General features: G+C 64.1%; 23 protein-coding genes. 12 read left to right on the plus strand and 11 right to left on the minus strand.

The genetic code is table 11. From position 1 onward, the window contains the following. Positions 1-22 precede the first annotated feature (22 nt). From PD284_RS20860 to PD284_RS20885, 6 genes are all read right to left on the minus strand, one after another. A complete protein-coding gene (locus PD284_RS20860) occupies positions 23-841 on the minus strand; it encodes an ABC transporter permease (protein ID WP_274630043.1) in 819 nt (272 codons plus the stop codon). Between the two features lie 5 nt (positions 842-846). Continuing rightward, positions 847-1809, minus strand: a complete 963-nt coding sequence (locus tag PD284_RS20865) for an ABC transporter permease subunit (protein ID WP_274630044.1) — start codon at positions 1807-1809, stop codon at positions 847-849. Between the two features lie 8 nt (positions 1810-1817). Further along, positions 1818-2957 (minus strand): ABC transporter ATP-binding protein, encoded by a 1140-nt coding sequence (locus tag PD284_RS20870; RefSeq protein ID WP_274630045.1) that lies wholly within the window; start codon positions 2955-2957, stop codon positions 1818-1820. A 61-nt stretch (positions 2958-3018) separates the two neighbouring features. Then, positions 3019-4116 carry a polyamine ABC transporter substrate-binding protein gene (locus tag PD284_RS20875; protein ID WP_274630046.1) on the minus strand — a complete coding sequence of 366 codons (1098 nt, stop codon included), beginning with the start codon at positions 4114-4116 and terminating at the stop codon, positions 3019-3021. 153 nt (positions 4117-4269) lie between these two features. Further along, positions 4270-5223, minus strand: coding sequence for a DMT family transporter (locus PD284_RS20880; RefSeq protein ID WP_274630047.1), 954 nt, complete (start codon positions 5221-5223; stop codon positions 4270-4272). Between the two features lie 186 nt (positions 5224-5409). Further along, positions 5410-6855: a helix-turn-helix domain-containing protein gene (locus PD284_RS20885; protein WP_274630048.1), complete on the minus strand. Its 1446-nt coding sequence runs from the start codon at positions 6853-6855 to the stop codon at positions 5410-5412. Between the two features lie 241 nt (positions 6856-7096). Between PD284_RS20885 and aceA the strand changes: the two genes are divergently transcribed. From aceA to PD284_RS20915, 6 genes are all read left to right on the plus strand, one after another. Continuing rightward, positions 7097-8386, plus strand: coding sequence for an isocitrate lyase (gene aceA, locus PD284_RS20890; RefSeq protein ID WP_274630049.1), 1290 nt, complete (start codon positions 7097-7099; stop codon positions 8384-8386). A gap of 102 nt (positions 8387-8488) precedes the next feature. Continuing rightward, a complete protein-coding gene (locus PD284_RS20895; RefSeq protein ID WP_274630050.1) occupies positions 8489-8734 on the plus strand; it encodes an SMc00767 family acetate metabolism repressor in 246 nt (81 codons plus the stop codon). 208 nt (positions 8735-8942) lie between these two features. Continuing rightward, positions 8943-9395: a DNA-binding transcriptional response regulator gene (locus PD284_RS20900; RefSeq protein WP_274630051.1), complete on the plus strand. Its 453-nt coding sequence runs from the start codon at positions 8943-8945 to the stop codon at positions 9393-9395. A gap of 62 nt (positions 9396-9457) precedes the next feature. Beyond that, the gene (locus tag PD284_RS20905) at positions 9458-10891 is read left to right on the plus strand and encodes a glutamine synthetase family protein (RefSeq protein ID WP_274630052.1); all 1434 of its coding nucleotides are present in this window, start codon (positions 9458-9460) and stop codon (positions 10889-10891) included. 68 nt (positions 10892-10959) lie between these two features. Continuing rightward, positions 10960-11328 (plus strand): four helix bundle protein, encoded by a 369-nt coding sequence (locus PD284_RS20910; protein WP_274630053.1) that lies wholly within the window; start codon positions 10960-10962, stop codon positions 11326-11328. A 57-nt stretch (positions 11329-11385) separates the two neighbouring features. Then, positions 11386-12672: an NAD(P)/FAD-dependent oxidoreductase gene (locus PD284_RS20915; protein ID WP_274630054.1), complete on the plus strand. Its 1287-nt coding sequence runs from the start codon at positions 11386-11388 to the stop codon at positions 12670-12672. A 73-nt stretch (positions 12673-12745) separates the two neighbouring features. On the opposite strand, the gene PD284_RS20920 is transcribed toward PD284_RS20915, so the two are convergent. Further along, positions 12746-13558, minus strand: coding sequence for a hypothetical protein (locus PD284_RS20920; RefSeq protein WP_274630055.1), 813 nt, complete (start codon positions 13556-13558; stop codon positions 12746-12748). A gap of 149 nt (positions 13559-13707) precedes the next feature. Further along, entirely contained in the window at positions 13708-14457 is a 750-nt protein-coding gene (locus PD284_RS20925; RefSeq protein WP_274630056.1) for an SDR family oxidoreductase, read from the minus strand. A 236-nt stretch (positions 14458-14693) separates the two neighbouring features. On the opposite strand from PD284_RS20925, the gene zwf reads away from it, so the two are divergent. The 5 genes from zwf to PD284_RS20950 are packed head-to-tail and all read left to right on the plus strand — an operon-like array spanning position 14694 to position 19451. Beyond that, a complete protein-coding gene (gene zwf / locus PD284_RS20930) occupies positions 14694-16166 on the plus strand; it encodes a glucose-6-phosphate dehydrogenase (protein WP_274630057.1) in 1473 nt (490 codons plus the stop codon). After that, positions 16148-16867 (plus strand): 6-phosphogluconolactonase, encoded by a 720-nt coding sequence (pgl, locus tag PD284_RS20935; RefSeq protein WP_274630058.1) that lies wholly within the window; start codon positions 16148-16150, stop codon positions 16865-16867. Before zwf ends, pgl begins: the two co-directional genes overlap by 19 nt. 52 nt (positions 16868-16919) lie before the next feature. Next, positions 16920-18740, plus strand: a complete 1821-nt coding sequence (gene edd / locus PD284_RS20940; protein ID WP_274630059.1) for a phosphogluconate dehydratase — start codon at positions 16920-16922, stop codon at positions 18738-18740. A gap of 55 nt (positions 18741-18795) precedes the next feature. Further along, positions 18796-19047 (plus strand): AbrB/MazE/SpoVT family DNA-binding domain-containing protein, encoded by a 252-nt coding sequence (locus tag PD284_RS20945; RefSeq protein ID WP_274630060.1) that lies wholly within the window; start codon positions 18796-18798, stop codon positions 19045-19047. Further along, positions 19044-19451: a type II toxin-antitoxin system VapC family toxin gene (locus PD284_RS20950; RefSeq protein ID WP_274630061.1), complete on the plus strand. Its 408-nt coding sequence runs from the start codon at positions 19044-19046 to the stop codon at positions 19449-19451. Before PD284_RS20945 ends, PD284_RS20950 begins: the two co-directional genes overlap by 4 nt. Positions 19452-19457: 6 nt before the next feature. On the opposite strand, the gene PD284_RS20955 is transcribed toward PD284_RS20950, so the two are convergent. From PD284_RS20955 to PD284_RS20965, 3 genes are all read right to left on the minus strand, one after another. Further along, positions 19458-20420: a GlxA family transcriptional regulator gene (locus PD284_RS20955; protein ID WP_274630062.1), complete on the minus strand. Its 963-nt coding sequence runs from the start codon at positions 20418-20420 to the stop codon at positions 19458-19460. A gap of 61 nt (positions 20421-20481) precedes the next feature. After that, the gene (gene folD, locus PD284_RS20960) at positions 20482-21381 is read right to left on the minus strand and encodes a bifunctional methylenetetrahydrofolate dehydrogenase/methenyltetrahydrofolate cyclohydrolase FolD (protein ID WP_274630063.1); all 900 of its coding nucleotides are present in this window, start codon (positions 21379-21381) and stop codon (positions 20482-20484) included. A gap of 109 nt (positions 21382-21490) precedes the next feature. Beyond that, positions 21491-23707 (minus strand): GumC family protein, encoded by a 2217-nt coding sequence (locus PD284_RS20965; RefSeq protein WP_338036674.1) that lies wholly within the window; start codon positions 23705-23707, stop codon positions 21491-21493. Between the two features lie 382 nt (positions 23708-24089). Between PD284_RS20965 and PD284_RS20970 the strand changes: the two genes are divergently transcribed. Further along, entirely contained in the window at positions 24090-25385 is a 1296-nt protein-coding gene (locus tag PD284_RS20970) for a lipopolysaccharide biosynthesis protein (RefSeq protein ID WP_274630065.1), read from the plus strand. Positions 25386-25410 lie beyond the last annotated feature (25 nt).

The following is a 25410-nucleotide window of genomic DNA, read 5'->3' on the forward strand; positions in this document are numbered from 1 at the left end:
GGGTACTTCGATTCCCGTGGCGCTACGCCCGCTGGGCGGCCTGTTCGTCGCGCTGCCGCTGGATTTCGCGGCGCTTGTTGACGATGGACGCCGCGATGACCCCAACCGCCACGATGGCGATGAGGATGGTGCATGCGGCATTGATCTCGGGCGTGACGCCGAGGCGCACCTGACTGTAGATCTTCATAGGCAGCGTGGTGGCGCCCGGCCCCGAGGTGAAGCTAGCGATCACCAGATCGTCAAGCGACAGGGTGAAGGCAAGCATCCAGCCCGACACGATCGCCGGCAGGATGACCGGGAGGGTCACCTGGAAGAAGGTTTTTGCGGGCGGCGCGCCGAGATCCATCGCGGCCTCCTCAATGGAACGGTCGAACGTCATCAGCCGCGACTGCACCACCACCGCCACGAAGCACATGGTGAAGGTGATGTGGGCGAGCGTTACGGTCAGGAAGCCGCGATCTAGGCCGATCGCCACGAACAGCAGCAACAGCGACAGGCCGGTGATGACCTCCGGCATGACCAGCGGCGCAAACACCATGCCGGAGAACAGCACCCTGCCCCGGAAGCGCGTGTAGCGGGTCAAGGCAAGGGCGGCGAGCGTGCCGAGAACGGTTGCGACCGTCGCCGAGAAGAAGGCGACGCGCAGCGTCACCCAGGCGGCGTCCATCAGACCCTGGTTGTTGAACAGCTCGTAGTACCATTTGGTCGAGAAGCCGCCCCAGACGGTCACCAGCTTCGACTCGTTGAACGAGAAGACCACCAGGAGAACGATCGGCAGGTACAGGAAGGCAAAGCCCAGCACGATCGAGACGATGTTGAAGCGGGTCCAGGTCGCGTTCATCGCCTCTAGCGTCCCTGTTCCTGCGCGCGGGCCTGCGCGTTCTGGAAGATCATGATCGGCACCACGAGAAGCAGGAGAAGGATTACCGCCACCGCCGACGACACCGGCCAGTCACGATTGGCGAAAAACTCGTTCCAAAGCGTCTTGCCGATCATCAGTGTCTGCGAGCCGCCGAGCAGGTCCGGAATGACGAACTCTCCCACTGCCGGGATGAAGACCAGCAGGCAGCCTGCGACCACGCCGGGGAGCGAGAGCGGGAAGGTGATCTTCCAGAAGGCGCTGCCCGGCCGGCAACCGAGGTCCTGCGCCGCCTCGATCAGCGAGTAGTCCATCTTCTCGAGCGACGAATAGAGCGGCAGCACCATGAACGGCAGGTAGGAATAGACGATGCCGATGAAGATCGCGGTATGCGTGTTGAGGATGACCAGCGGCGTGTCGATGATGCCGGTGGCAAGGAGCAGCTGGTTGAGCAGGCCCTCGGGCTTGAGGATGCCTATCCAGGCGTAGACGCGGATCAGGAAACTCGTCCAGAACGGCAGGATGACCAGCATCAGCAGGGTTGGCCGGATCGCGGCTGGCGCGCGCGCCATGCCATAGGCGATTGGATAGCCGACCAGCAGCGTCAGGAAAGTCGCGACCCCTGCGATGATGACGCTCGACACATAGGCGTTGAAGTAGAGCGCATCCTCGGTCAGCCACACATAGTTGTCGAAGGTCAATTCGCCGAGGCTCTCAAAGAAGTTGTCGAGGCCGAACACCGGCGTGTAGGGCGGCATGGCGATCGCCGTCGTAGACAGCGAGATCTTGAAGACGATGATGAACGGGACGAAGAAAAAGACCACAAGCCACAAATAGGGCACGATGATCACGAGGCGGTTGACCACCGCGCCCAGCACGGACGTCCGCGCTGACCCCTGCTCCGCAAGAGGCGTGGCGATCGAAGCGGGGGTCGCGGTGCTGCTCGCCATCGTCGCTCCTAGCGGGTCAGAACGACGCCGGCGTCCGGCTTGAAGGATATCCAGGCCTGGTCGTTCCAGGTCAGCGGATCCTCGGTGACGCGGGAGGCATTCAGCGAACTCGTCTTGACGATCTGCCCGCTCGGCAGCTTCACGTGATAGACCGTCATGTCGCCGAGATAGGCGATGTCGAAGATTTCGCCTTCGACCGCATTGACGTTTCCAGAGGGCTTTTTCGAGGAGACCGCAATCTTCTCCGGCCGGATGGCGAAAGCGACGTCGGCGCCGGCGAGCACATCCCGCCCGCTCTCGGAGAGGATCTTCGTCCCGTCGGACACGGAGATCTCGATGACGCTGCCGTTCGTCCCGGCGACCTTGCCCTCGAACAGGTTGATATTGCCGACAAAGCTTGCCACGAAGCGCGATCCCGGCGCCTCGTAGATTTCCGGAGGCGTCGCCACCTGCATCACCTCGCCCTTGTCAAGGATGGCGATGCGGTCGGCCATCGTCATCGCCTCTTCCTGGTCGTGGGTGACGACGACGAAGGTAAGGCCAAGCGTCTGCTGCAGATCCATGAGCTCGAACTGCGTCTCTTCGCGCAGCTTCTTGTCGAGGGCGCCGAGCGGCTCGTCGAGCAGCAGCACCTTGGGCCGTTTGGCGACCGAGCGGGCCAGGGCCACGCGCTGGCGCTGTCCGCCCGAAAGCTGGTGCGGCTTGCGCTTGGCAAACTGCGTCAGCTTCACAAGCTTCAGCATCTCGGCGACACGCTGTGCAATGTCGGCCTTCGGCATGCCCTCCTGCTTCAGGCCGAAGCCGATGTTCTGCTCCACCGTCATGTGCGGGAACAGCGCATAGGACTGGAACATCATGTTCACCGGCCGCCGGTAGGGCGGGATGCCACGCAGATCCTGGCCGTCGAGGAGAATGCGCCCCGCCGTCGGCTCCTCAAAACCCGCAAGCATCCTGAGCAAGGTGGACTTGCCGCAGCCCGATGCGCCAAGCAGGGCGAAGAACTCCCGCTCGTAGATCGACAGCGAGAGGTTGTCGACTGCCGTGAAATCGCCGAAGCGCTTGGTGACGTTCTCGAAGGCGATGTACGGCCGGGCCTGGGGATCGGCCCACGGCGCGAACGATCTGCGGATGCTGCCCAGCGATTTCATGCGCCCTGTCCCTACCCCTTAGAACAAGGCCCCGGCGCTCATTTGCCGGGGCCTTGTCGGGTCACTGTCCCGTGACGATCTTCGTCCAGCTTCGCGTCACTAGACGCTGGGTCTTCGGATCGTAGGGCGATACGGTGAACAATTTCGAGAGGGTCGCCTCATCCGGGTAGATCGCCGGATTGTCCATGATCTCCTTCTCGATGAACTGCTGCGAAGCCTTGTTGCCGTTGGCGAAGTAGACGAAGTTCGTCGCCTTGGCGGCCACTTCGGGCTTCATGATGTAGTTCAGGAACTCGTGAGCCTCAGCCACGTTCTTGGCGTCGGCCGGGATCGCCATCTGGTCGAACCACATCTCGGCGCCTTCCTTTGGCACGACATAGTCGACCACCACGCCCTGGTCAGCCTCGGCAGCGCGATCGCGCGCCTGGAACACGTCGCCCGACCAGCCAACCGCCAGGCAGATGTCGCCGTTTGCGAGCGCGTTGATGTACTCTGATGAGTGGAACTTGCGGATGTGCGGGCGGATGGCCAGCAGAACCTCCTCCACCTTGGCGAAGTCTTCGGCGGTCTTCGCCTCCGGGTCCATGCCCAGATAATTGAAGGTGGTTGGGAAGATGTCAGTCGGAGAATCCAGCACGAAGATTCCGCAGTTGGCGAGCTTCGCGGCGTTCTCGGGCTTGTAGAGGACATCCCAGCTGTCGATCTTGTCGATGCCGAGGGCTTCCTTCACCTTGTTCACGTTGTAGCCGAGGCCGACGGTGCCCCACATGTAGTTGATCGAGTACTCGTTGCCCGGATCGTACTTTGCAGTGCGTTCGTTCACCACGTCCCACATGTTGGCGAGGTTCGGGAGCTTCGACTTGTCCAGCTTCTGGAAGACGCCGGCCTCGATCTGGCGAGACAGGAAATTGGCGGTCGGGACGACGACGTCATAGCCGCTGCTGCCCGCCAGCAGTTTGGTCTCAAGAAGCTCGTTGGAATCGAAGACGTCGTAAACGACCTTGATGCCGGTTTCCTTGGTGAAATCCTCGATGATCGATTCATCGATGTAATCCGACCAATTGTAGACGTTGACGACACGTTCCTGCGCGCCGGCGCCTATTGTTAGAAGCGCCGCGAAGGCGGTCGCGGTGGACAGCCGTATCAGGCTACGGATCATCGAAATCTCCTCTGTTTGCGCGCCCCGCCCCGGCTCTCAGAGCGATCCTTTGCGGCCGGGTATGTGGGCAAGCCTATTTACGATTCAGCATGCCGACAAGCACGAAAATCGTGCACTGTCCACGACATACACGGATCAATCGCGGGACCGAGATCAACGGGGCGCGGATAGGCCGATCGCCCCAGGCCTGGCGGGTTGCGACTGCCGCCGAAACTCCAGTACGAGATAGATCAGCAGCGCGAGGAAGACGACCGATCCGCCGATCATGGTGCGGGAAGACGGCACCTCGGAATGAGCGAGCCACACCCAGATTGGCCCGAGTATGGGCTCGAAGGTGCCAAGAAGGGCCGCAAACGACGCGGGGATGAGGCGCGCGCCGGTGGCAAACAGGGCCAGGCCGAGGCCGAGATTGATTGCGCCGAATGCGAACAGATACGCCATGTCGCGTGAGGAGACGGCAAAGCCGTCCGCCCGGCTTGCAGCGAACACGGCGGAGAAGACAACGGCGAGACACATTGCCGGCGTCATGCGGACGTGCGCGAAACGGCGGGTGATCACCGTCGCCACCGCAAAGACGACGGCTATGAGCAGCGCCAGACCGTCGCCGATGGGCGAGACGTCCCCGGCGAACGAGTCCGACACCATGATCACGACGCCGATGATCACAGCGGCAATGGCGAGCCAGGTGGAGAGCCGGATCCTCTCGCGGAACACCACCCAGGCGAGGAGCGCTGCAAAGAGCGGCCCGCCCGCCTGAATGAGAAGGATGTTGGCCACGGTGGTGTATTCCAGCGCAACCACGAAACTCGTGGACGCGGTGGCAAGGCAGCAGGCGACGGCCAGCCCCGGCAAGCCCATGGCACGAACCAATTGCGCGGTGCCGCGGACGCCATCACGCCAAAGCATGAAGCCGACGATGAAGACACCCGCCCAGACGGAGCGCCAGAACACCACCGTCCACGTGTCTCCCACCTCGATCGAGCGGGCGATGGCGCCGCCGAAGCTCCACAGCAGGGCCGACAGGAAAACGAGCAATGCCCCGACGCGCTCGCTGCCGACGGCGCTGACCGGCGGCATATTCGATGCGGCTGCGACGCGTTCGGTCATGAAGCAATGATCTTCCGCAGAGTCGCGGGGCGCAGCGCGCCTGCCAGCGACAGACATCGTCTCAGGCAGGTAGCCCGCCTGCGTCTCCCTGCCATGATCCACAATGCTTTAGCGCTTGTGGCACCGGGCGGGCGACAAGGCTTGTGGGCTTTGCCCTGAGCTTGAGCGGACGCGTGGCCGGGCGCATCACTGGAAGTCGAACGCGCTGAGCCCGGTCACCATCTCGTCGAGGCCGAGGGGCCGCGTAATCGGCGGTTCCGCGCGCGACAGGCAGCCAACCCGCTCGCACAGCCGGCAGGCCGGACCTACCGGCGTCGACGAAATCCCGGCCGGCTTGCCGCCGGGACCGGTTGCGGGCGGTAGGGCCGTGCCATAGACAATCTCGTCCTTGAAGCCGATGTCGCAGCCAAGGAGAAGCGCCGTGCGACGCGGCCGTTCACTGAACGCGCCCTGCGGCCCCTCCAGCGTGCGGGAGATTGTCAGAAACTCGGCGCCGTCCGGCAGTTCCACCGCATCGACCAGGATCTGGCCGGGCTGCGAGAAGGCGGCATGGACGCCGAGCTTCGGGCAGCCGCCGCCAAAGCGGCTTTGGGGAAAGCCCTGCGCGCCGGCCTTGCGGAAACGGTTCCCGGCATTGTCGACCTCGAGCATGAAGAACGGCACGCCGGACGCGCCGGTCCGTTGCAACATGGTGAGCCGGTTGGCGGCCTGTTCGAAGGAGACGCCGAAGCGCGCGCGCAAAACGTCGATGTCGTACCGGGTGCGCTGGGCGGCCGTCTGGAACGCGGCGTAAGGCATCATCAGGGCGTGCGCGGCATAGCGGGCGAGTTCGAATCGCGCCAACCGCCGCGCTTCGTCGGACGATAGTTTTAGCGCCTGTATCTCGGAGGCGATCGCCACCTGCATGCGGACGAGGCAGGCCTCCATCGCGATCTCGCGCAACTGGTCGAAGGGCGACAGGCGCTCAGAGATGAAGAGGCGCTGGGAATGGCGATCGTAGCGACGCCGCCAGTTCGGCATGGTGGCGACCGGCAGCACCTTCACCACGATGCCGTGCTCCCGCTTCAGCCATGCCTTGAGCGCGCCCGACAGGTCGCCGCCGGGATCAAGCAGCGTCGTGAAGGCCTCCGCCTCGTTCTCAATGCCGGCAAAATGGTTCGACCGGCGCTCGAAGGTCTCGCGCACCTCGTCTATGGGCAGGCGAGTCGCGGCAACCGCAGTCGCCCTGCCTTCGCGCGCCATGATCTCGGAAAGGTCGGAGAGACGGGCGACCTGTTCGCGATAGGCCCGGTAGAGCTTCACCATGGCCGCGGCAGCGTTCGGCGCGGCTTCGGCGATCTCGACCAACTCCTGGTCTCCCGGCAATTCGCCGGCGAGAAGGGGATCGGAAAAGACCTCCCTCAAGGCTGCCATCGAACCACCGGGCCCGCCCTGCAGTTCCTCCGGCTCGACCTTGTAGACGGACGCCAGCTTCAGAATGAGCTGGACCGTCAGCGGGCGCTGATTGCGCTCGATCAGGTTCAGATAGGACGGCGAGATGCCTAGGCCCTCGGCCATGGCAGTCTGGGTGAGGCCCTTGCCATTGCGGATACGCCGGATGCGGGGGCCGGCGAAGATTTTCTGTTCAGCCACGGGATTTACACATCTTTACAACCCTGACGAATTTCGCCGACACCGAGCCGTTTTACAATCATGACAACTTTACAATTGGGATCGGTCAAACTCAACACAGGTTTTCCCGATTGCACGTCCAAATTTGCCGATTTTCCTCGCCTCCTTCGCGCTGCAATGTAAATTCTGTCACGAGCAGCGGCGAGAGATAACGGGCGTCCAAACTCAAGCAGCGTTTTTCTGAACATCGGAGAATTTCAACATGACTGATTTTTACAACCTCGTCCCATCGGCGCCCGAGGGCCGCTTCGAGGGGATCGAACGCCCCTACTCGCCGGAGGACGTGAAGCGGTTGCGCGGATCGGTGCAGATCAGGCATTCGCTGGCCGAGATGGGCGCCAACCGGCTGTGGAAGCTGATCAACGAGGAGGACTTCGTCAATGCGCTGGGCGCCCTTTCCGGCAACCAGGCCATGCAGATGGTCCGCGCCGGCCTCAAGGCGATCTACCTCTCCGGCTGGCAGGTCGCGGCCGACGCCAACACCGCGTCCGCCATGTACCCGGATCAGTCTCTCTATCCGGCCAACGCAGCGCCTGAGCTTGCCAAGCGCATCAACCGCACGCTGCAGCGCGCCGACCAGATCGAGACCTCGGAAGGCAACGGCCTGTCGGTCGACACCTGGTTCGCGCCGATCGTCGCCGACGCGGAAGCCGGCTTTGGCGGTCCGCTTAACGCCTTCGAGATCATGAAGGCGTTCATCGAGGCAGGCGCGGCGGGCGTCCACTTCGAGGACCAGCTCGCTTCGGAAAAGAAGTGCGGCCATCTCGGCGGCAAGGTGCTGATCCCGACCGCGGCGCACATCCGCAACTTGAACGCCGCGCGGCTGGCCGCCGACGTGATGGGAACGCCGACGCTGATCGTCGCCCGCACCGACGCCGAGGCCGCCAAGCTGCTCACCTCCGACATCGACGAGCGCGATCGTCCGTTCGTGGACTACGACGCCGGGCGCACGGTGGAGGGCTTCTACCAGGTCAGGAACGGCATCGAGCCGTGCATCGCACGCGCCATCGCCTACGCGCCGCACTGCGACCTGATCTGGATGGAAACCGGCAAGCCGGACCTGGCGCAGGCCAGGAAGTTCGCCGAGGCCGTCCACAAGGCGCATCCGGGCAAGAAGCTCGCCTACAACTGCTCGCCCTCGTTCAACTGGAAGAAGAACCTCGACGACGCGACGATCGCAAAATTCCAGCGCGAGCTTGGCGCCATGGGCTACAAGTTCCAGTTCATCACGCTGGCCGGCTTCCACCAGCTGAACTACGGCATGTTCGAGCTGGCGCGCGGCTACAAGGATCGCCAGATGGCAGCCTATTCGGAGCTCCAGGAGGCGGAGTTCGCCGCCGAGGTCAACGGCTACACCGCGACGAAGCATCAGCGCGAAGTCGGCACCGGCTACTTCGACGCCGTGTCGATGGCGATCAGCGGCGGCAAATCGTCGACGACCGCGATGAAGGAATCGACGGAGCACGAACAGTTCCGCCCGGCCGCCGAATAGCGGCCGCGTGCGGACGGAGGACCGGTCACTCCCCTCGCGGGCCGGTCCTCCGCCGAACATCCAATTGCCTGGAAACGCAGCAATTTTGAAAGGAGCAGGCAGATGAACGCGCCCAAGACCCGCGTCAAGGAACGCGCAGACGAGCAGGCGTCGCTGATGACCGAGGACCAGCAGGCCGTGATCCGCATGGTGGCCAACGACCTTCACCGGCTCAACCAGGCAGTGATGAAGGCGGTCGACGCCGGGGTGTCGGTAGAGCTGGTTCGCTCGGCCCGCCACCATGGTGGGAACGGCAACTGGGGCGACCTGCTTATCCCCGTTATTGCGACCCAGACGAACAACATTTGATGCTGACAAGACATGGTCGTCGGCAGAGAGCCTCAGCCGACGGCCCATTCTCCGGCGACAACATGCAGGAGCGCCCTGCGAACGCCTTGCAAGTATGAGTTGAGATTGGCCTGCCAGTCGGCTACGCATATGCCCGCATTGTCCGGGAGATCTCCCGGGAGGAACTGAAGCCGACGCGCGGGGCGCGCGCCTTCACCTTGGGGAACGGATGATCAATCCTCCTGCGGAGACTGAAAACTGTGAGCAGTCCCTGCATCCGAATGGACGGACGCCCGTCGAATCCATCCACGAACCGGTGCTTGTCGTCGGCAGATCGCGTGTCAATCTCGTCGTCGTCTCAAAGATCGTGCATCGCTGCGGCTTGAAGGCTGCGACTGTTTCGATCGAGGACGCCGCCGGTCATCTGATGACGAGGCGCCCGGGGCTGGTGGTTCTCGACGGGGGCGCGGACAATCGCGATTGCGATGTTCTTTTCGCACATATCGCCACTTATCGACGGGCGAGCGAAGCCGGACTGCCCCGGGTCATCATGCTGTGCACCCGCAACGGCACCATCGACAGCCTGCCTCTCCCCTCGCTCGTGGACGAAGTCGTCAGCAAGCCGATCACGCCGGAACGCCTGCAGCCGGTCATAGATCGGCTGGCGCGCCGCCAAGCCTGACCACTTCCCTTTCCATCTTGCTCATGGGTATAGTGGCCCATCTGCAACAATTCTGGTGATTGATGCCCCCCACGAAGAAGGAAGTGCGCCCGGCCGGCCGTGGAGGGCGCTCGCGCACGCCCCAATTCGTCAAGAATCTCCGAGGCGTCAAGAATTGGCGCGAAGCAGCCGAATGGCTCGAATGGCGCGGTATCGAAGACATCGAGTGCATCACGCCCGACCAGGCCGGTGTCGCGCGCGGCAAGATGATGCCCTCGAGCAAATTCACCTCGAACACCTCTCTCGCCCTGCCCTCCGCGCCATTCATGATGACGATCTCCGGAGACTATCCCGAGGACGGGAATGGCTTCGCCTACCCCGAGGACGACGGCGACCTGAAGCTGGTGCCGGACCTCTCGACGCTGTCGGTGGTGCCCTGGGAAGACGACCCGACGGCACAGGTCATCTGCGACCTGGTGCACCAGGACGGACGGTCGGTCGAGTTCACGCCGCGCAACGTGCTGAAGCGAGTGGTCGCCGCCTATGACAAGCGGGGCCTGAAACCCGTCGTCGCGCCCGAGATAGAGTTTTACCTGGTGCGCAAGAATCCCGACCCGGACTATCCGCTGGTGCCGCCCGTCGGTCGCTCGGGCCGACCGATCGGCGGCGGCGCCGGTTATTCCATCGCCGGCGTCAACGAGTTCGACGAGCTGATCGACGACATCTACCATTTCTCCGAAAGCCAGGGCCTCGAGATCGACACGCTGATCCACGAAGAGGGCGCCGGGCAGCTGGAGATCAACCTGCGCCATGGCAATCCGATCGAGTTGGCGGACCAGGTCTTCATGTTCAAGCGCACCATCCGCGAAGCGGCGCTGAAGCACGAGACTTACGCCACGTTCATGGCCAAGCCGATCCAGGGACAGCCCGGCTCGGCCATGCACATCCACCAGTCGATCATCGACAAGAAGACGGGCAAGAACATCTTTTCCGGCGAGAACGGCGTGGAGACAGACGCCTTTCGCCATTTCATCGGCGGCATGCAGACGCACGTGCCGAACGCGCTGGTGATGTTCGCCCCCTACGTGAACTCCTATCGCCGCCTGACGCAGGCGGCGTCGGCCCCGGTGAACAACAAATGGGGCTACGACAACCGGACTACCGCCTTCCGGGTGCCTCGCTCCGATCCGGCCGCCCGGCGCGTCGAAAACCGCATCCCCTCCTCCGACGCCAACCCCTATCTGGCGCTCGCCGCCTCGCTCGCCTGCGGATTGATCGGCATGACGAAGCAGATCGAGCCGGAAGCCCCCGTGCTAACCACCGCCAATGAGGACGAGATCGACCTGCCGCGCGGACTTCTCGAGGCCGTCGACCTGTTCGAAGGCGACACCGACCTGCGCGAAGCGCTGGGCGACAACTTCGTCTCGACCTACGTGGCCATCAAGCGCGCCGAGTTCGAGACCTTCATGGAGGTGATCAGCCCGTGGGAGAGGGAGTATTTGTTGCTGAATGTGTGAGGTAGGGGAGTAGGGGAGTAGGGGAGTAGGGGAGTAGGGGAGTAGGGGAGTAGGGGAGTAGGGGAAAAATGGCCGACAGATCCGGTTCTTATCAAGACCTTGTCGTCTGGCAGCAGGCGATGGATTTGACGGTTACTGTGTATTCGACCACGAAATCCTGGCCGAAAGACGAGTTGTACGGGCTCACCAGTCAGGTTCGGCGCGCAGCAGCTTCCGTCCCTGCCAACATTGCCGAGGGTTATGGCCGCGAGCACCGCGGCTCCTATCTCCAGTTTCTCAGGATTGCCCAAGGATCACTGAAGGAGCTCGAAACCCATCTTCTGATTGCAGACCGTGTCGGGATCGCACCCAATGGCTCAACAGTTGCGCTCCTGGCAAGCAGCGAAAGTGTGGGCAAGCTATTACGACTTCTGCTGCGAAAGCTGGCGGGGAGCTAGCACTTCCCCTACTGCCCTACTGCCCTACTGCCCTATTCCCCTATTCCCCTGATCGCCATGCCCCACCAATCCCCCATCTCCCCCGGCTACTCCTGGTACGAAGCGACCGTTGGCGACCGTCCCGAACGTCCCGCGCTCGACGGCGACCTGCGGACTGACGTCGTCATCATCGGCGGCGGCTTCACCGGCTTGTCGGCGGCGGCGCATTTGGCCAAGGCCGGCGTCGACGTGGCGCTGGTGGAGGCGCACCGCTTCGGCGACGGCGCTTCCGGGCGCAATGGCGGCCAGCTCGGCACCGGCCAGCGCGCCTGGGCGGAGGAACTCGAGGCGGAATACGGTTATACCCGCGCCAAGGCGCTGTTCGAGCTCGCCGAGGAGGCGAAGGCGCATCTTTTTGATTTCGCGGCGGCGAACGCCATCGAGATCGACTTCATGCCTGGACAGATGTCGGTCGTACACAAGAAGCGCTACCTGAAGCACTACGAAGCGCATGCCGAGATCATGGGGACCCGCTTCGGCTACCCGCACGTCACCTACATGGACGCCCTGGAAACGGCGCGGCGGCTCGGTTCGGAACGCTACTTCGGCGGCGTGCGCGACACCGGCACCGGCCATATCCATCCGATGAAGCTTGTGATCGGCACCGCGCGGGTCGCCGCGGCGGCGGGCGCCAAGCTCTTCGAGAACACCCGTTCGACGGCGATCGCGTCGAACGGCGGGAACGTCACCGTGTCTACCGCGAAGGGTACGATCACGGCGAAGAAATGCCTGATCGCCGTCAACGCCTATGGCGGCGCGCTGGAACCCGTCAGCGCGGCGCATGTAATGCCGATCGGCTCATTCATCGGCGCAACCGTTCCGCTCGGGGGCGACAGCCCAATCCTGCCCGGCGGCGAATCCGTCGACGATTCCCGTTTCGTCGTCCGCTACTTCCGCCGGTCGAAAGACGGACGGCTGCTGTTCGGCGGGCGCGAGGTTTACGCAGTCGACGATCCCAAGGACATTCCGCAGCAAATCCGGCGGCAGATCATCGAGCTTTATCCGGCCTTGAAGGACGTCGAGATCACCCATGCCTGGGGCGGCTATGTCGGCATCACCATGCCGCGCAAGCCGTTCGTCCGCGAGGTGATGCCCAATGTCATCTCGGCCGGCGGCTATTCGGGGCATGGCGTGATGCTGTCCAACTTCGTCGGCAAGCTCTACGCCGAGACGATCGCCGGCAACCGCGACCGGCTAAAACTTCTGGAAGACCTCAAGATTCCGGCATTTCCTGGCGGCAGCCGCCTGCGCGCGCCCCTGCTCTTCCTGGCGCTGAACTGGTTCGCGCTGCGCGACCGGATCTAAAGCATCGCGCCGAAAAGTGGATGCCGGTTTTCGGCAGAAGCGATGCGAAAACAAAAGAGCTGAAGCGGCGGGGCTACTTCTTGGGCTTGGGCGCGGGCGGCGGATCGGGCTTGTAGTCCGGCAGACGGACGAGATGCGTCCAGTTTCCGGGTGAATCGAGACTGAAGCCGGGCGTTGCGCGCACGCCCAGGTCCGTGTCCTCCGCCTGGACCAGCGTCCCGTCCCTGGAGACGAAGCCGATGTGATGATCGGCCTGGATCAGCACGTCGGCATCCATCAGTTCCTTGGGTTTTTGGCCGGCGCGCATGTCGAACACCTGGCCGCCGGAATTGAACGGCTCGCGCCAGTACTTGATCTCCAGCTGGAGCACCTTTCCCATCGCCTTCCAGATGCAGAAGCTGATGAAGCCGATGCAATCGAAATGGCGCGCGCCGACACAGATCTCGCCCCAGACCAGCTTGCCGCCGATGTCGCCGCCGGGTCCCGGCCCGTAGGCGCGGCGCGGGCTCATCAGGATGGACGGGAACTGCCCAAGGCGCAGGTCGATCTTGCCAAAATAGTCGAGGAAGGTTTTCAGCTCGGGATCGAACTCCGAGATCTCGTGTCCGCCCTTCTTGACCGTGTAGCTGCCGGCGCAGACAGAGTATTTTCCCGGGTCGTTCTCATCCTTGCGGATCAGCGTCTGGGCGGCAAGCACGGCCATGTCGCTTTGCGGCTTGCCGCTCTTGGCCGGGTTCATCTGCTGATAGATCAGGTTGACCATGCCCGGACGGCAGGGACATCCGTCGGTTTTCCCCGGCGTCGCCCCGTAGCCGCCATGGATGTAATGTTCGCCGACATGGCTCATCGCCTCGGCGATCACCCTTGCGCCATTCTCGGGAGACACTTTTGGGTCACCTCGCGCTGATGGCGGGCACGTGACATTGCACCCGCCGCACGAGAACTATCCTACAGCGCGAGACCCTCGACAAGCGCGGATGCTCGTGTGGCCAAGCATCGAGAAACGGCGCGACACGAGGACACGACAGCGCCCCCTCAGATACACCTACCCCCGTCCACCTCCAGCGCGACGCCGGTGATGAACTCCGCTTCGTCCGAAACAAGCCACAGCGCGGCGTTGGCGATGTCGAGGGGCGTGGAGAGGCGGCCGAGGGGGATGGAGGCGCGGAATTTGGCCCTGAGTTCCGGCGTGTCCTCGCCCATGAACTGGGCCAGCATGCCGGTGTCGCCGGCGACCGGGCACAGGCAGTTGACGCGGATGTTCTTCGGCGCGAGTTCGACCGCCATCGACTTCGTCGCGGTGATCGCCCAGCCCTTGGAGGCGTTGTACCAGGTGAGACCCGGACGCGGCCTGAGGCCGGCAGTCGAGGCCGTAGTCAGGATCGAGCCGCCGCCCTGCTTTTCCATGATCGGCACGACAGCCTGCGCCGCATGGTAGATTGCCTTCATGTTGACGGAGTAGATGAGATCGAAGGTCTCCTCGGACACCCCGAGCATGTCGCCGTTGCGGTGGGTGTAGCCGGCATTATTGACCATGATGTCGATGCGCCCGAAGGCGTTCATCGCGGCATCGACCATTTCGACGAACTCTGATTTCTGGGACACGTCCGTGGTGACCGCGATCGCGGCTTTGCCGATCTCGCCCGCCACGCGCTCCGCGCCCTTTGCGTTGAGGTCGCACACCACGACCTTCGCGCCCTCCTCCGCGAAACGCCTTGCCATGCCCTCGCCGAAGCCGGACGCGCCGCCGGTGACGATCGCCACCTTGTCCTGGAGCCTGCTCATTCGAAAACCCCGCGGGCGCGGTCAGATAGGTGGCTGGTCAACGGAACTTCTCCCTTGTGTCGCGGATTTGCAGCCTTAGTGTGCGCCGCGAGATTTGTGGCGCGAGCCGCACAGATGTGAAAGCGTTGCACAACCATAGTGTCAAGACGGAACATGCGACACCTTGGCACTGGCATCTTTAAATCGATTAGATATCACTACAGGCTGCACTGGACGTGCTGAATTTGGAACCGACCATGACGAGCCAGACAATTCCCGTTGAGCCGTTCGATTTCATCGTGTTCGGAGGGACGGGCGACCTTTCGGAGCGCAAGCTCCTGCCGTCGCTGTACCACCGGCAGGTTGCCGGGCAGTTTTCGGAACCCACGCGCATCATCGGCGCCTCGCGCGGCAAGCTCACCGACGAGGAATTCCGCGAATTTGCGCACAAGGCGCTCAAGGACCACGTGAAGGCCGACGAGCTCGATCACAAGCAGGTGGCAGTGTTCCTGGAGCGGCTGAGCTACGTAACGGTCGACGCCACCTCCGGCGACGGCTTCGCTAGGCTGAAGAAGGCCGTCGGCGCCTCCGAGCGCGTGCGTGTCTTCTACATGGCGGTCGCGCCGCAGCTTTTCGGCGACATTTCGGTCCATCTGCGCGAACACCAGTTGGTCACCCCCAACTCGCGCATCGTGGTCGAAAAGCCGATCGGACGCGATCTCGCGTCCGCGCACGAACTCAACGACGTGATCGGCCACAATTTCAAAGAGCAGCAGATCTTCCGCATCGACCACTATCTCGGTAAGGAGACGGTGCAGAACCTGATGGCGCTGCGTTTCGGCAATGCGCTCTACGAGCCGCTGTGGAACTCGGCCCTTATCGACCACGTGCAGATCACGGTGGCCGAAACGGTGGGCCTGGAAGATCGCGTCACCTACTACGACAAGGCCGGCGCGCTGCGCGACATGGTGCAGAACCACATGCTGCAGCTGCTTTGCCTCGTCGCCATGGAGCCGCCCTCCTCGATGGACGCCGACGCGGTGCGCGACGAGAAGCTGAAGGTGCTGCGCTCGCTGAAGCGGGTCAACGGCCAGGAAGCGCCGAAGCACACCGTGCGCGGGCAGTACCGGGCTGGTGCGTCGGCCACAGGCCCGGTGAAGGGCTATCTCGAGGAACTCGGCAATAACAGCAGCCGCACCGAGACATTCGTCGCGATCAAGGCCGAGGTCGAGAACTGGCGCTGGGCCGGCGTGCCGTTCTACCTGCGGACCGGCAAGCGGCTGGCGTCGCGCGTTTCCGAGATCGTCATCGAGTTCAAGCAGATCCCGCACAACATCTTCGGCGAGTCGGCGGGCAACATCAGTGCCAACCAGCTGGTAATCCGCCTGCAGCCGAACGAGGGCGTGAAGCAATACATCATGATCAAGGATCCCGGGCCGGGCGGCATGCGGCTCAGGCCGACCTCGCTCGATGTCAGCTTCGCCGAAGCGTTGCCGGGCCGGAACCCGGACGCCTACGAGCGGCTGATCATGGACGTCGTGCGCGGCAACCAGACCCTTTTCATGCGGCGCGACGAGGTCGAGGCCGCATGGCAGTGGATCGATCCGATCCAGAGGGCCTGGGAGGACAACCGCCAGGACGCCCAGGGCTATACCGCCGGCACCTGGGGCCCTTCGGCGGCGATCGCCCTGATCGAACGCGACGGCAGGACATGGCACGAGAGCGTGTGAGCGGAACGGTGCGCGTCAACTGGAACGAGGCTGCGGACGGCAGCGCCCTGGCCGATCGTCTCGCGTCGACCGTCGCCGACCGTCTGGCGGCGGCGATCGCAACACGCGGCGGCGCAACGCTTGCCGTGTCGGGCGGGACGACGCCAAAACTGTTCTTCCAGGCATTGTCGAAGGCCGCGCTCGATTGGGCTCGGGTGACGGTCACCCTCGTGGACGAGCGTTTCGTCGGCCCGGATTCGCCGCGCTCCAACCAGCGCCTCGTCGCCGAGAACCTGCTCCATGGCCCGGCGGCGGCGGCGCGGTTTGTTCCGCTGTTCAGGGAGGCCGACAACATCGAGGAGACAGCCAAGGCGTCGGCCAAAGCACTGTCCGGGCTTGCATGGCCGCTCGACGTGGTCGTGCTCGGTATGGGAACGGACGGCCACACGGCATCGTTCTTCCCGGACGCCAAGGAGCTCGATGCGCTGCTGGATCCCTCGACCGACGACATCGTGCGCAGCGTCGACGCGCAGAGCGCGGGCGAGCCCCGCCTGACATTGACGATGCCAAGACTGGCCGAGGCCGGGTTGCTGGTCCTGCACATCGAAGGGCCTACCAAGCGTCAGGTCATCGACGACGCCCTGGCAGGACGCACCAACCCGCCGATCCGCACCGTGCTCGAGCACGCGCGGCATCCCGCGGAAATCTTCTGGGCGCCCTGAGGCGCCGCCCGAGCGGTTCCGGGCAGTGCTGGCCGCAACGAAGGACAGGATGATGACGGCAAGACGCGAGATCGAAGCGATCACCCAACGGATTCGCGAGCGCTCGAAGCCCGGCCGCGAGACCTATCTCGACCGCATCACCAGGGCGGCAGGCCAAACGGCGAACCGGGCGGTGCTGTCGTGCGGCAACCTCGCTCACGGCTTTGCCGCCTGTGCGCCGGGAGAGAAGGCGGATCTGTCGGGCGATCGCGTCCCGAACCTCGGCATCATCACCTCCTATAACGACATGCTCTCGGCGCATCAGCCGTTCGAGACTTTTCCGCAGCTCATCAAGCAGGCGGCGCGCGAAGCGGGCGGCATTGCGCAGGTGGCGGGCGGGGTGCCGGCCATGTGCGACGGGGTCACACAGGGCCAGCCAGGCATGGAGCTGTCGCTCTTCTCCCGCGACGTCATCGCCATGGCGGCGGCGATCGGCCTCTCGCACAACATGTTCGACGCCGCGGTCTATCTCGGCGTCTGCGACAAGATCGTGCCGGGACTGGTCATTGCGGCGCTGACGTTCGGCCATTTGCCGGCCTTGTTCATCCCGGCCGGGCCGATGACGAGCGGCCTCCCCAATGACGAGAAGGCGCGGATCCGGCAGCTCTATGCCGAAGGCAAGGTCGGCCGCGACGAACTGCTTGAAGCGGAGTCGAAATCCTATCACGGACCCGGCACCTGCACGTTCTACGGCACGGCCAACTCCAACCAGATGCTGATGGAGATCATGGGCCTGCATACGCCCGGCGCATCCTTCATCAACCCGAACACGCCGCTGCGAGACGCGTTGACCCAGGAAGCGGCGAAGCGGGCGCTTGCCATCACGCAGCTCGGCAATTCCTACACGCCGGTCGGCCGCATGATCGACGAGCGCTCCGTCGTGAACGGCATCGTCGGGCTGCATGCCACGGGCGGCTCGACCAACCATACGATCCACCTGATCGCCATGGCGCAGGCTGCCGGCATCACGATCACGTGGCAGGACATTTCGGACCTCTCCGATCACGTGCCGCTTCTGGCGCGCGTCTATCCGAACGGGCTCGCGGACGTGAACCATTTTCATGCAGCCGGCGGCATGGGTTTTCTGATCCGCGAACTGCTCGACGCCGGCTATCTGCACGAGGATGTCCAGACGGTCTGGGGCGAAGGGCTGCGTCCCTATGCGATCGAGCCCGCACTGGCTGCGGATGGAACGGTGGAGAGACGGCCAGCACCGAAGGAGAGCGGCGACAGCAAGGTTCTCGCCCCGGCCACCGAGCCGTTCCAGCCTACCGGCGGCCTCAAGGTGCTGAGCGGCAATCTCGGCCATGCCATCATCAAGGTCTCGGCGGTGAAGCCGGAGCGGCGCGTCATAGAGGCGCCGGCGCTCGTGCTGGACAGCCAGCAGGCGCTGAACGACGCCTTCAAGGCGGGCGAACTCAATCGCGACTTCGTCGCCGTCATCCGTTTCCAGGGACCGAAGGCGAACGGCATGCCGGAGCTGCACAAACTGACCACCGTGCTCGGCATCCTGCAGGACCGTGGCTACAAGGTGGCGCTGGTCACCGACGGCCGCATGTCCGGCGCCAGCGGAAAGGTGCCTGCCGCCATCCACGTGACGCCTGAGGCGGTGGAAGGCGGCGCCATCGCCAGGCTGCGCGACGGCGACATCGTGCGGCTCGACGCCGAGGCCGGAACGCTGGAAGTGCTGCTGCCTGCGGCCGAACTGGCGGCCCGGGCCCGCGCGACGGCCGACCTCTCGGCAAACGAGTTCGGCTTCGGACGGGAACTTTTCAACGGTTTCCGCCAACTGGCCGGCCGCGCCGATCATGGGGCGAGCGCGTTCGCAGCGTAGCCGGGACATTGAAAGTAAGGCAGATTTGCCTTACTTTCATGGTGCGAGGTGACAAATGCCCCAGCTTACCATCACGTCCAAAGGCCAGGTGACCCTCAAGAAGGAGGCGCTCCAGCATCTCGGCGCAAAACCGGGAGACACTATCCAGTACGAGCTGCTGCCGAACGGAAGCGTCCGCCTTCAGGCCAAGCCAAGAGGAACCCTGCCGATTTCAAGCATGTTCGGAATGCTGAAATATGACGGGCCACCGAAGACGTTGGAAGAGATTAAAACCGCGATCGAGGAGGGTTGGGCCGGCGAACGATGAGAGTGACGGCCGACACCAACGTGCTGTTGCGGGCGATCCTCGCTGATAACCTGTCTCAGGCCGCGATTGCGCAACAGACTCTCATGGCTGCCGAAATTGTGGTCGTCACCACGCCGACACTCTGTGAACTCGCGTGGGTACTTCACCGTACCTATCGCCAGGGCAGAGATGAGATTGCCAAAGTCATCCGAGGGCTTCTGACGACGGCAAATGTTGCCATGAACATCGCCGCCGCAAATGCGGGCCTCGCAATTCTCGAAGCCGGCGGTGATTTCGCAGACGGAGCAATCGCTTTCGAAGGCGACCAACTCGGCGGCGACATATTCGTGACATTCGACCGCAACGCCCATGTCCTTCTCGAACGCAGTGGCGCGAAAAGCCACCTGTTGATCACCGGGAACTGACCCACCTCAATACGTCGTCCGCCTCTCCTCGCTCGGCGGCCGCCCGAACTGCAGGCGGTAGCTCTGGGCGAAGTAGGAGTGCGAGGTGAAGCCGGTGGCGATCGCCACGTCGAGGATCGGCATGTTGGTCTGCCGCAGCAACTCCCGCGCGCGCTCCAGCCGCAGCCGCATGTAGTAGCGGCCAGGCGTCATGTTGAGGTGGCGCAGGAAGAGCCTCTCGACCTGGCGCACCGACAGTTTTGCCGATTTGGCGAGTTCAACAGCCGAGTAGGGCTCGTCGAGGTTGTCCGCCATCAGTTCGACGATCTTCCTCAGCTTCTCCGACTTGCCGGTCAGGTCGCGCTCGGGACCGACGCGCTGCCGGTCGCCCGCCGAACGTATGCGCTCATGCTGGAACTGGTTGGCGACTCCGTTGGCAAGGTTGACCCCGAAATCGGAGCGCACGATCTCCAGCATCAGGTCGATCGAGGTCGTGCCGCCGGCGCAGGTGTAGCGCTTGCGGTCGATCTCGAAGACGTTGCCGGTGCATTGGATCTCGGGAAAGCGCTCCGTGAAGCCGGCGCGATTTTCCCAATGGATGGTGCAGCGGTGGCCCTCGAGCTGGCCGGCCTCGGCGAGAAGATAGGAGCCGACCGAGAGCGCGCCCAACGCCCCTCCCCTGCGGCCCCAGTTGCGCAGCGCGCCGAGCACCTTGCTCTTGCCGGGGAAATCTGTCGTGAGTCCGACGCAGACGAACAGTATGTCGGCGTGGGGAATGTCGGCGACGCTGTAGTCGATCTTCAGCGGCAGGCCGTTCGACGCCATGACGGCGTCGCCGTCGGCCGACACCGTCGTCCATGAGTAGAAATCACGGCCGATCAGGCGGTTCGCCGAACGCACAGTATCGATGGCGGCGGCGAGCGAGAACATCGAGAACTTGTCGACCAGCAGGAACGCGAACTGCCGACCGGATTGCTGTGGCTCAGACATGACCGGACTTTGTACAGGTTTGGACAAACTGCGCAAATCCGCCCGGTCTTGCATGATCGGTCTAGAAGGTCGGCCGAGGGAAGCCTGCGGCAAGCGACGCCGACACGAGCGTGTTCGCCATCAGAAGTGCGATCGTCATCGGACCGACGCCGCCCGGCACCGGGGTGATGGCGCCAGCGTTCATCGAGGCCGCCTTGAAGTCGACGTCGCCGACAAGGCGGGTCTTGCCCTCGCCCTTCTCCGGCGCAGGTACCCGGTTGATGCCGACATCGATGACCGTGGCGCCCGGATTCACCCAGTCGCCCTTCACCATCTCGGGCCGCCCCACCGCGGCAACCAGGATATCCGCGGTCCGGCAGAGCGCCGGCAGATCCGCTGTGCGGCTGTGCGCGATGGTCACCGTGCAGTTGGCGGCCAGCAGCAGGTTCGCCATCGGCTTGCCGACGATGTTGGATCGCCCGACGACAACGGCGTTGAGACCCGACAGGTCCTTGCCGCGGACCCGCTCGATCAGGATCATCGACCCGGCCGGCGTGCATGGCACAAAGGCGGTCTCTGTCTCGCCGGTGCCGAGCTTGCCGACATTGATGAAGTGGAAGCCGTCGACGTCCTTCTCTGGTGCGATGGTCTGGATGACCTTGCCTGCGTCGAGGTGGCGGGGCAGCGGCAGCTGGACGAGGATGCCGTGGATGGCGGGGTCCGCGTTTAGATCGGCGATAAGCTCCAGGAGTTGCTCCTCTGACGTATCGGCGGGAAGCGTATGCTGGACCGAGTGGAAGCCGCACTCCTTGGCCTTCTTCGACTTGGAAGCGACATAGACCTGGCTGGCGGGATCCTCGCCGACGATGACAACGGCCAGGCCAGGGGCGCGATGACCGGCTGCGGTCAGTTCGGCCGTGCGCTTCCTGACCGTTTCGACGACGTCCTCAGCAACGCGCTTGCCATCGATGATGTCTGCCATGCTTCATCCTTCGTGAGCTCGTTTGTCCGGCCGCATATTGCCAAAAACGCTCCGGCGCAATCACGCCATTGCGCCGTCCCATGCCGTAAACCCGAAATCATCGGCAAAATCAAAGGAAGCGGCGCTTCTGCCGGCTCTCGGTGAGATCGCGCACCGCTTCCCGGAATTCGGCGAGGCTGGCGCGTATCTCGGCGATAGCCTCTGCCGAACCCGGCTCAACCGGCGACATTCTTGCTTCGGCAGCGCGCACGTAGCGCTCCGGGGAAGACCAGCCCTGGTATCCTGCTTGCTGCGACCGGCTCCGCGCGAGTTCGGGATAGGGAATTACCTCGGAGTACGGGTAGGCGGACGCGTGGCTCGCGATGGACGCGTTGTCGGCTGAAGGGCGCCCATGGATCGGAGATCTGTGGGACGACGGCCATGCGTATCCGTGCGCGTCGTTCGCCGCCGAGCGGAGTGCCCTGCCGTGGCCGTTTGGAAATCTGTCCGCCTGGTCGGGACGGACGGCTCCCTCTCCGGGGACCGGAGATTCGTGGTCGCTCCGCCGGGCCAGAAGCGGGCTTCTCTCGCCCGATGGCCCCGGCGATGACCCGCCCGGACCCGGCGAGAACGGAGCAGGCCCCCGTCTCCCGTTGCGGTCCTGCCGCCGGCGTTCGCGCAGGCTGTCATAGGCCCCACGCATGGCTGCCAGGCCGACGCCCGAGGCGAACCCAAGCAGCATGCCAGTCAGCGCGATGTTCGAACGCGACGGACCCGAGGGATCCAGCGGCGGATAGGCTTCGGAGATCACGCTCACGTTGGCCGTGTTGATGCCACGCTGTTCGCCTGTTTCCCTGGCGCGCAGCAGGTAGGATTCGTAGACGGCGCGCCTGGTGGACGCCACCCGCTCAAGTTCACGCAGCTCGACCAGTTCGCCGCCGAGATCGCCCTGCCTGACCTTCAGCTGAGCCAGGCGCTGCGCCAGTTGCTGCTCCAGTTCCACGGCGCGCTTGAGTTCGACCTGGATGGACGAGCCGATGCGGCGCAGTTCCGACGCGATCTGGTCGCGAGCGCCGGCAAGCTGGGCCTCAATGGCCTGTCGCTGGGGATGGCGCGGCCCCAACCTGACGGCAAGCCGGTCGGCCTCGTTCTTCAAGGCCGCGTACTGCGACCTGAGTTCGGTGATGACGCTGGAATTCAGGCTTTCGGGAATTGCGCCGCCCAGCACCGAATCGACGCCGACGTCGCGAACACTTGCCGCCCTGGCATTGAGCTCAAGGGTCCGGGCCCGCGCTCCAGTCAATTGCTCGTTCAGCCTGATGATCTCGTCATCGGTGATCAGCCGGCCTTGAGGATCGATGATGTCGTTCTCAGCCTTGAAGGCCGCCACCTTGCGCTCGGCCTGCTCGACCCCGGCGCGAAGCTCGTCGAGCCCCTTCGCCAATTCATCGGCCGCGCGACCGGCCGTCTGCGACTGTATCTCCCCGGACGTCTGCAGGAACACCTCCCGCATCTTGTTGGCGATGAGCGCCGACTTCTCCGGGCTCTCGCTCCGGGCGCCGATGGTGACGACGAAGGTCTTGCCGCCGCGCTCCACCGACAGGTTTCTGGCGAGATTCTCGATGGCGATGGTGTGGCGATGGTCCGCTGCCCCTCCGTCGTCGCTGCTGCGCGACAGCATCGCGCGCAGTTCGCCGATTAGGGAGCGCAAGCCGAACGACTTGCGCTGGCCGTTGAATTCGGGATCCTGGTCAAGCTTGAGTTCGTCAACGACCTTGCCCAGCACCGTGCCGGACGTCAGCACTCGCACCTGGTTCTCGATGATCGCAAGCGTCGCATCCGACGGGAGACCCTGCTGGGTCAGATCCCTGTCGGACAGCTTCAGGTCGCGGGGATCGACCAGAAGCTCGGTGATGGCCTCGTATTTCTTTGGTGTGGACAGAGCGATCCCGACACCGACCAACGTACCGACAATGGTGGCGGCAAGGATCAGACCCTTGGAGTCGAAAATCGCGCCGATGACCCGAAGCGGATCGATCAGCGGCGTCCACTGCTGGAACTCCTGGTTTACCTGCGGTGGGACGACGTGGCCCTGACCGGGCTCGTCAGCGGCGACGCGCATCGGGAACTCGCCAACGGCACGTTGCGTATCCGTCACCTCGTCCGTGCCAGGCGCCGACGCATCGGCGCGGCTCGTGCGCGATGGCGAAGGACCGAGCCAGCCGCGCACAAAATCCTTGGTGCGCTCAAGCGGACCTGCGGGCAGATCGACTGCCGGCTCCGCCGCGAGCCCTGCGGGGGCTTCGGTCCCGCCATATGGCTGCCGGTCCGACCTCCTCCGCTCCATGGCCGGCACCGGCTCACCGTTGGCCAAGGCATCGAGAATGGTATTGCGCTGGCCTTCGCGACGGGAGCGCGCCAGTCGATGGCGACTTACAGCGTCGTTCTGCAAGGTCGGGGTTGGAGATCCAGACGGCATTGGCAAGCGATCCGCGTCTGCCTCTTCGGCAACGCGGCTGAGCGAGAGAAGCGACCTTAGGTGCTGCCTCGCGCCAGTTTTCTCACCTTCATGCATAGAGACGCCAGTGGACTCCCCCGCCGTCCGGGACTCGGATGGCTCATTCGTTAAGGCACGCTAAAGGGGCGTGGAAAACAAAAGGTTAATTTCGGGCGAATTTTCGCCGCCGATACAGCCCGTTAAGCATTGGCGTATAGGCATGTCCGGGACCATGACGGATCTTGCAGACAGCGCTCCCGTAAGCAGGACGGCGAAGCTGAGGAGGCTCCTGACCGCCCGGCGCAACCTTCTGCGAGGCTATCTTTCAGCGGTCAGCGGCTCGGCCGGCCGGCTGGTCTTTTCGCTGGTCTACTTCGTTGCGCTCGCCAACTCGCTTTCGATCCCGGACTTCGGCCTTTTCGCCACCGCGAGCGCCGCAGGCGTGATGCTGTCGCGCATCCTGGCCTTCGGCTTCATCTCGCCACTCTACCGGGCCGCGAGCGTCAAGCCTCGGCTGATCGGCGTCTTCACCGGCGGCTTCCTGCTGATGTCCGCTCTCTCGCTGCCAGCACTCGCGCTGGCCTCGTTCGGGACCTACCTCCTGTTCTTCTCGCCCGAACTGAGCCTCCCGGTGTTCCTCACGGTGATCGCCGCCGAGGCGCTGCTGTGGCGTCCCTTCGAAGCTGTCGTCATCGTCAACAACGGACTGGGCTTGTTCGGACGCGGCGCGCTCCTGGTCATCATGGGAACGGCGTTCCGGGCTGCGGCGGCTGGCGTCTTCGCGTTCTGGCCGCATCACGATCTCGGCAGCTGGAGTCTCCTCTATCTGGCGGCCAATGCCGGCGCGCTGCTGATCGGCGCGGCGCTATGCTATCCAAGGCAGCGCATCCGCTTCCGGCCGGCGCTCTACTGGCGTCGCCTCCACGACGCCGTCACGGTCGCCGGCAGCGAGGTGCTGTTCTATCTGCAATCGGAGTTCGACAAGCTGATCGTGCTGGCGCTCGGCGGCCCCGCCCTCGCGGGCATCTATGCGATCGTCATGCGGCTGGTGGACCTCACCGCAATCCCGATCAGGGCCTTCTCCATGATGCTGGTCCAGAAGATGATGCGGACGCCGGAAATGCTGCGTGGCCTGCGCGCCAGGGCCGGCATCGAGGCCGCAATCTTCGCGGTGTCGACGGCCGCGCTTGCCGCAATGGCGGTAGTCTTGCACTTCTTCCCCACCGCACTCGGCCGAAACGTCGCCGAGGCCGCGCCGCTGGTCGGCCTCGCCATTTTTGTGCCTGGCCTGCGCAATCTCATCGAGTACCAGGCCGAACTCCTCTATGCACGCGGGCAGACGTTGCTGCGCGTCGTCAGCCTCGCCATGCTGGCAGCCCTCAAGGCGCTTATCTTGTTCGTCCTGATACGGGCGGCCTCGACGCCCGACGGCCTGATCTGGTCGCTCAATGCCGGGTTCCTCGGGCTTTATCTGGCGTCCGCAGCGTTCACCTATGCCGCGCTCACGCGCCCGGCCAGAACGTTCTGACCCAGCCCATGCGCCTCGACTGACG

Origin of the sequence: Mesorhizobium shangrilense, assembly GCF_028826155.1 — a bacterium.
Classification (GTDB): domain Bacteria; phylum Pseudomonadota; class Alphaproteobacteria; order Rhizobiales; family Rhizobiaceae; genus Arvimicrobium; species Arvimicrobium flavum.

What these genes read in the sequence shown, in the direction of transcription:
- PD284_RS20860 (WP_274630043.1), bottom strand. Translation starts at nt 841, where the DNA reads ATGAACGCGACCTGGACCCGCTTCAACATCGTCTCGATCGTGCTGGGC.
- PD284_RS20865 (WP_274630044.1), bottom strand. Translation starts at nt 1,809, where the DNA reads ATGGCGAGCAGCACCGCGACCCCCGCTTCGATCGCCACGCCTCTTGCG.
- PD284_RS20870 (WP_274630045.1), bottom strand. Translation starts at nt 2,957, where the DNA reads ATGAAATCGCTGGGCAGCATCCGCAGATCGTTCGCGCCGTGGGCCGAT.
- PD284_RS20875 (WP_274630046.1), bottom strand. Translation starts at nt 4,116, where the DNA reads ATGATCCGTAGCCTGATACGGCTGTCCACCGCGACCGCCTTCGCGGCG.
- PD284_RS20880 (WP_274630047.1), bottom strand. Translation starts at nt 5,223, where the DNA reads ATGACCGAACGCGTCGCAGCCGCATCGAATATGCCGCCGGTCAGCGCC.
- aceA (WP_274630049.1), top strand. Translation starts at nt 7,097, where the DNA reads ATGACTGATTTTTACAACCTCGTCCCATCGGCGCCCGAGGGCCGCTTC.
- PD284_RS20895 (WP_274630050.1), top strand. Translation starts at nt 8,489, where the DNA reads ATGAACGCGCCCAAGACCCGCGTCAAGGAACGCGCAGACGAGCAGGCG.
- PD284_RS20900 (WP_274630051.1), top strand. Translation starts at nt 8,943, where the DNA reads ATGATCAATCCTCCTGCGGAGACTGAAAACTGTGAGCAGTCCCTGCAT.
- PD284_RS20905 (WP_274630052.1), top strand. Translation starts at nt 9,458, where the DNA reads ATGCCCCCCACGAAGAAGGAAGTGCGCCCGGCCGGCCGTGGAGGGCGC.
- PD284_RS20910 (WP_274630053.1), top strand. Translation starts at nt 10,960, where the DNA reads ATGGCCGACAGATCCGGTTCTTATCAAGACCTTGTCGTCTGGCAGCAG.
- PD284_RS20915 (WP_274630054.1), top strand. Translation starts at nt 11,386, where the DNA reads ATGCCCCACCAATCCCCCATCTCCCCCGGCTACTCCTGGTACGAAGCG.
- PD284_RS20925 (WP_274630056.1), bottom strand. Translation starts at nt 14,457, where the DNA reads ATGAGCAGGCTCCAGGACAAGGTGGCGATCGTCACCGGCGGCGCGTCC.
- zwf (WP_274630057.1), top strand. Translation starts at nt 14,694, where the DNA reads ATGACGAGCCAGACAATTCCCGTTGAGCCGTTCGATTTCATCGTGTTC.
- pgl (WP_274630058.1), top strand. Translation starts at nt 16,148, where the DNA reads ATGGCACGAGAGCGTGTGAGCGGAACGGTGCGCGTCAACTGGAACGAG.
- edd (WP_274630059.1), top strand. Translation starts at nt 16,920, where the DNA reads ATGACGGCAAGACGCGAGATCGAAGCGATCACCCAACGGATTCGCGAG.
- PD284_RS20945 (WP_274630060.1), top strand. Translation starts at nt 18,796, where the DNA reads ATGCCCCAGCTTACCATCACGTCCAAAGGCCAGGTGACCCTCAAGAAG.
- PD284_RS20950 (WP_274630061.1), top strand. Translation starts at nt 19,044, where the DNA reads ATGAGAGTGACGGCCGACACCAACGTGCTGTTGCGGGCGATCCTCGCT.
- PD284_RS20955 (WP_274630062.1), bottom strand. Translation starts at nt 20,420, where the DNA reads ATGTCTGAGCCACAGCAATCCGGTCGGCAGTTCGCGTTCCTGCTGGTC.
- folD (WP_274630063.1), bottom strand. Translation starts at nt 21,381, where the DNA reads ATGGCAGACATCATCGATGGCAAGCGCGTTGCTGAGGACGTCGTCGAA.
- PD284_RS20965 (WP_338036674.1), bottom strand. Translation starts at nt 23,707, where the DNA reads ATGGAGCGGAGGAGGTCGGACCGGCAGCCATATGGCGGGACCGAAGCC.
- PD284_RS20970 (WP_274630065.1), top strand. Translation starts at nt 24,090, where the DNA reads ATGACGGATCTTGCAGACAGCGCTCCCGTAAGCAGGACGGCGAAGCTG.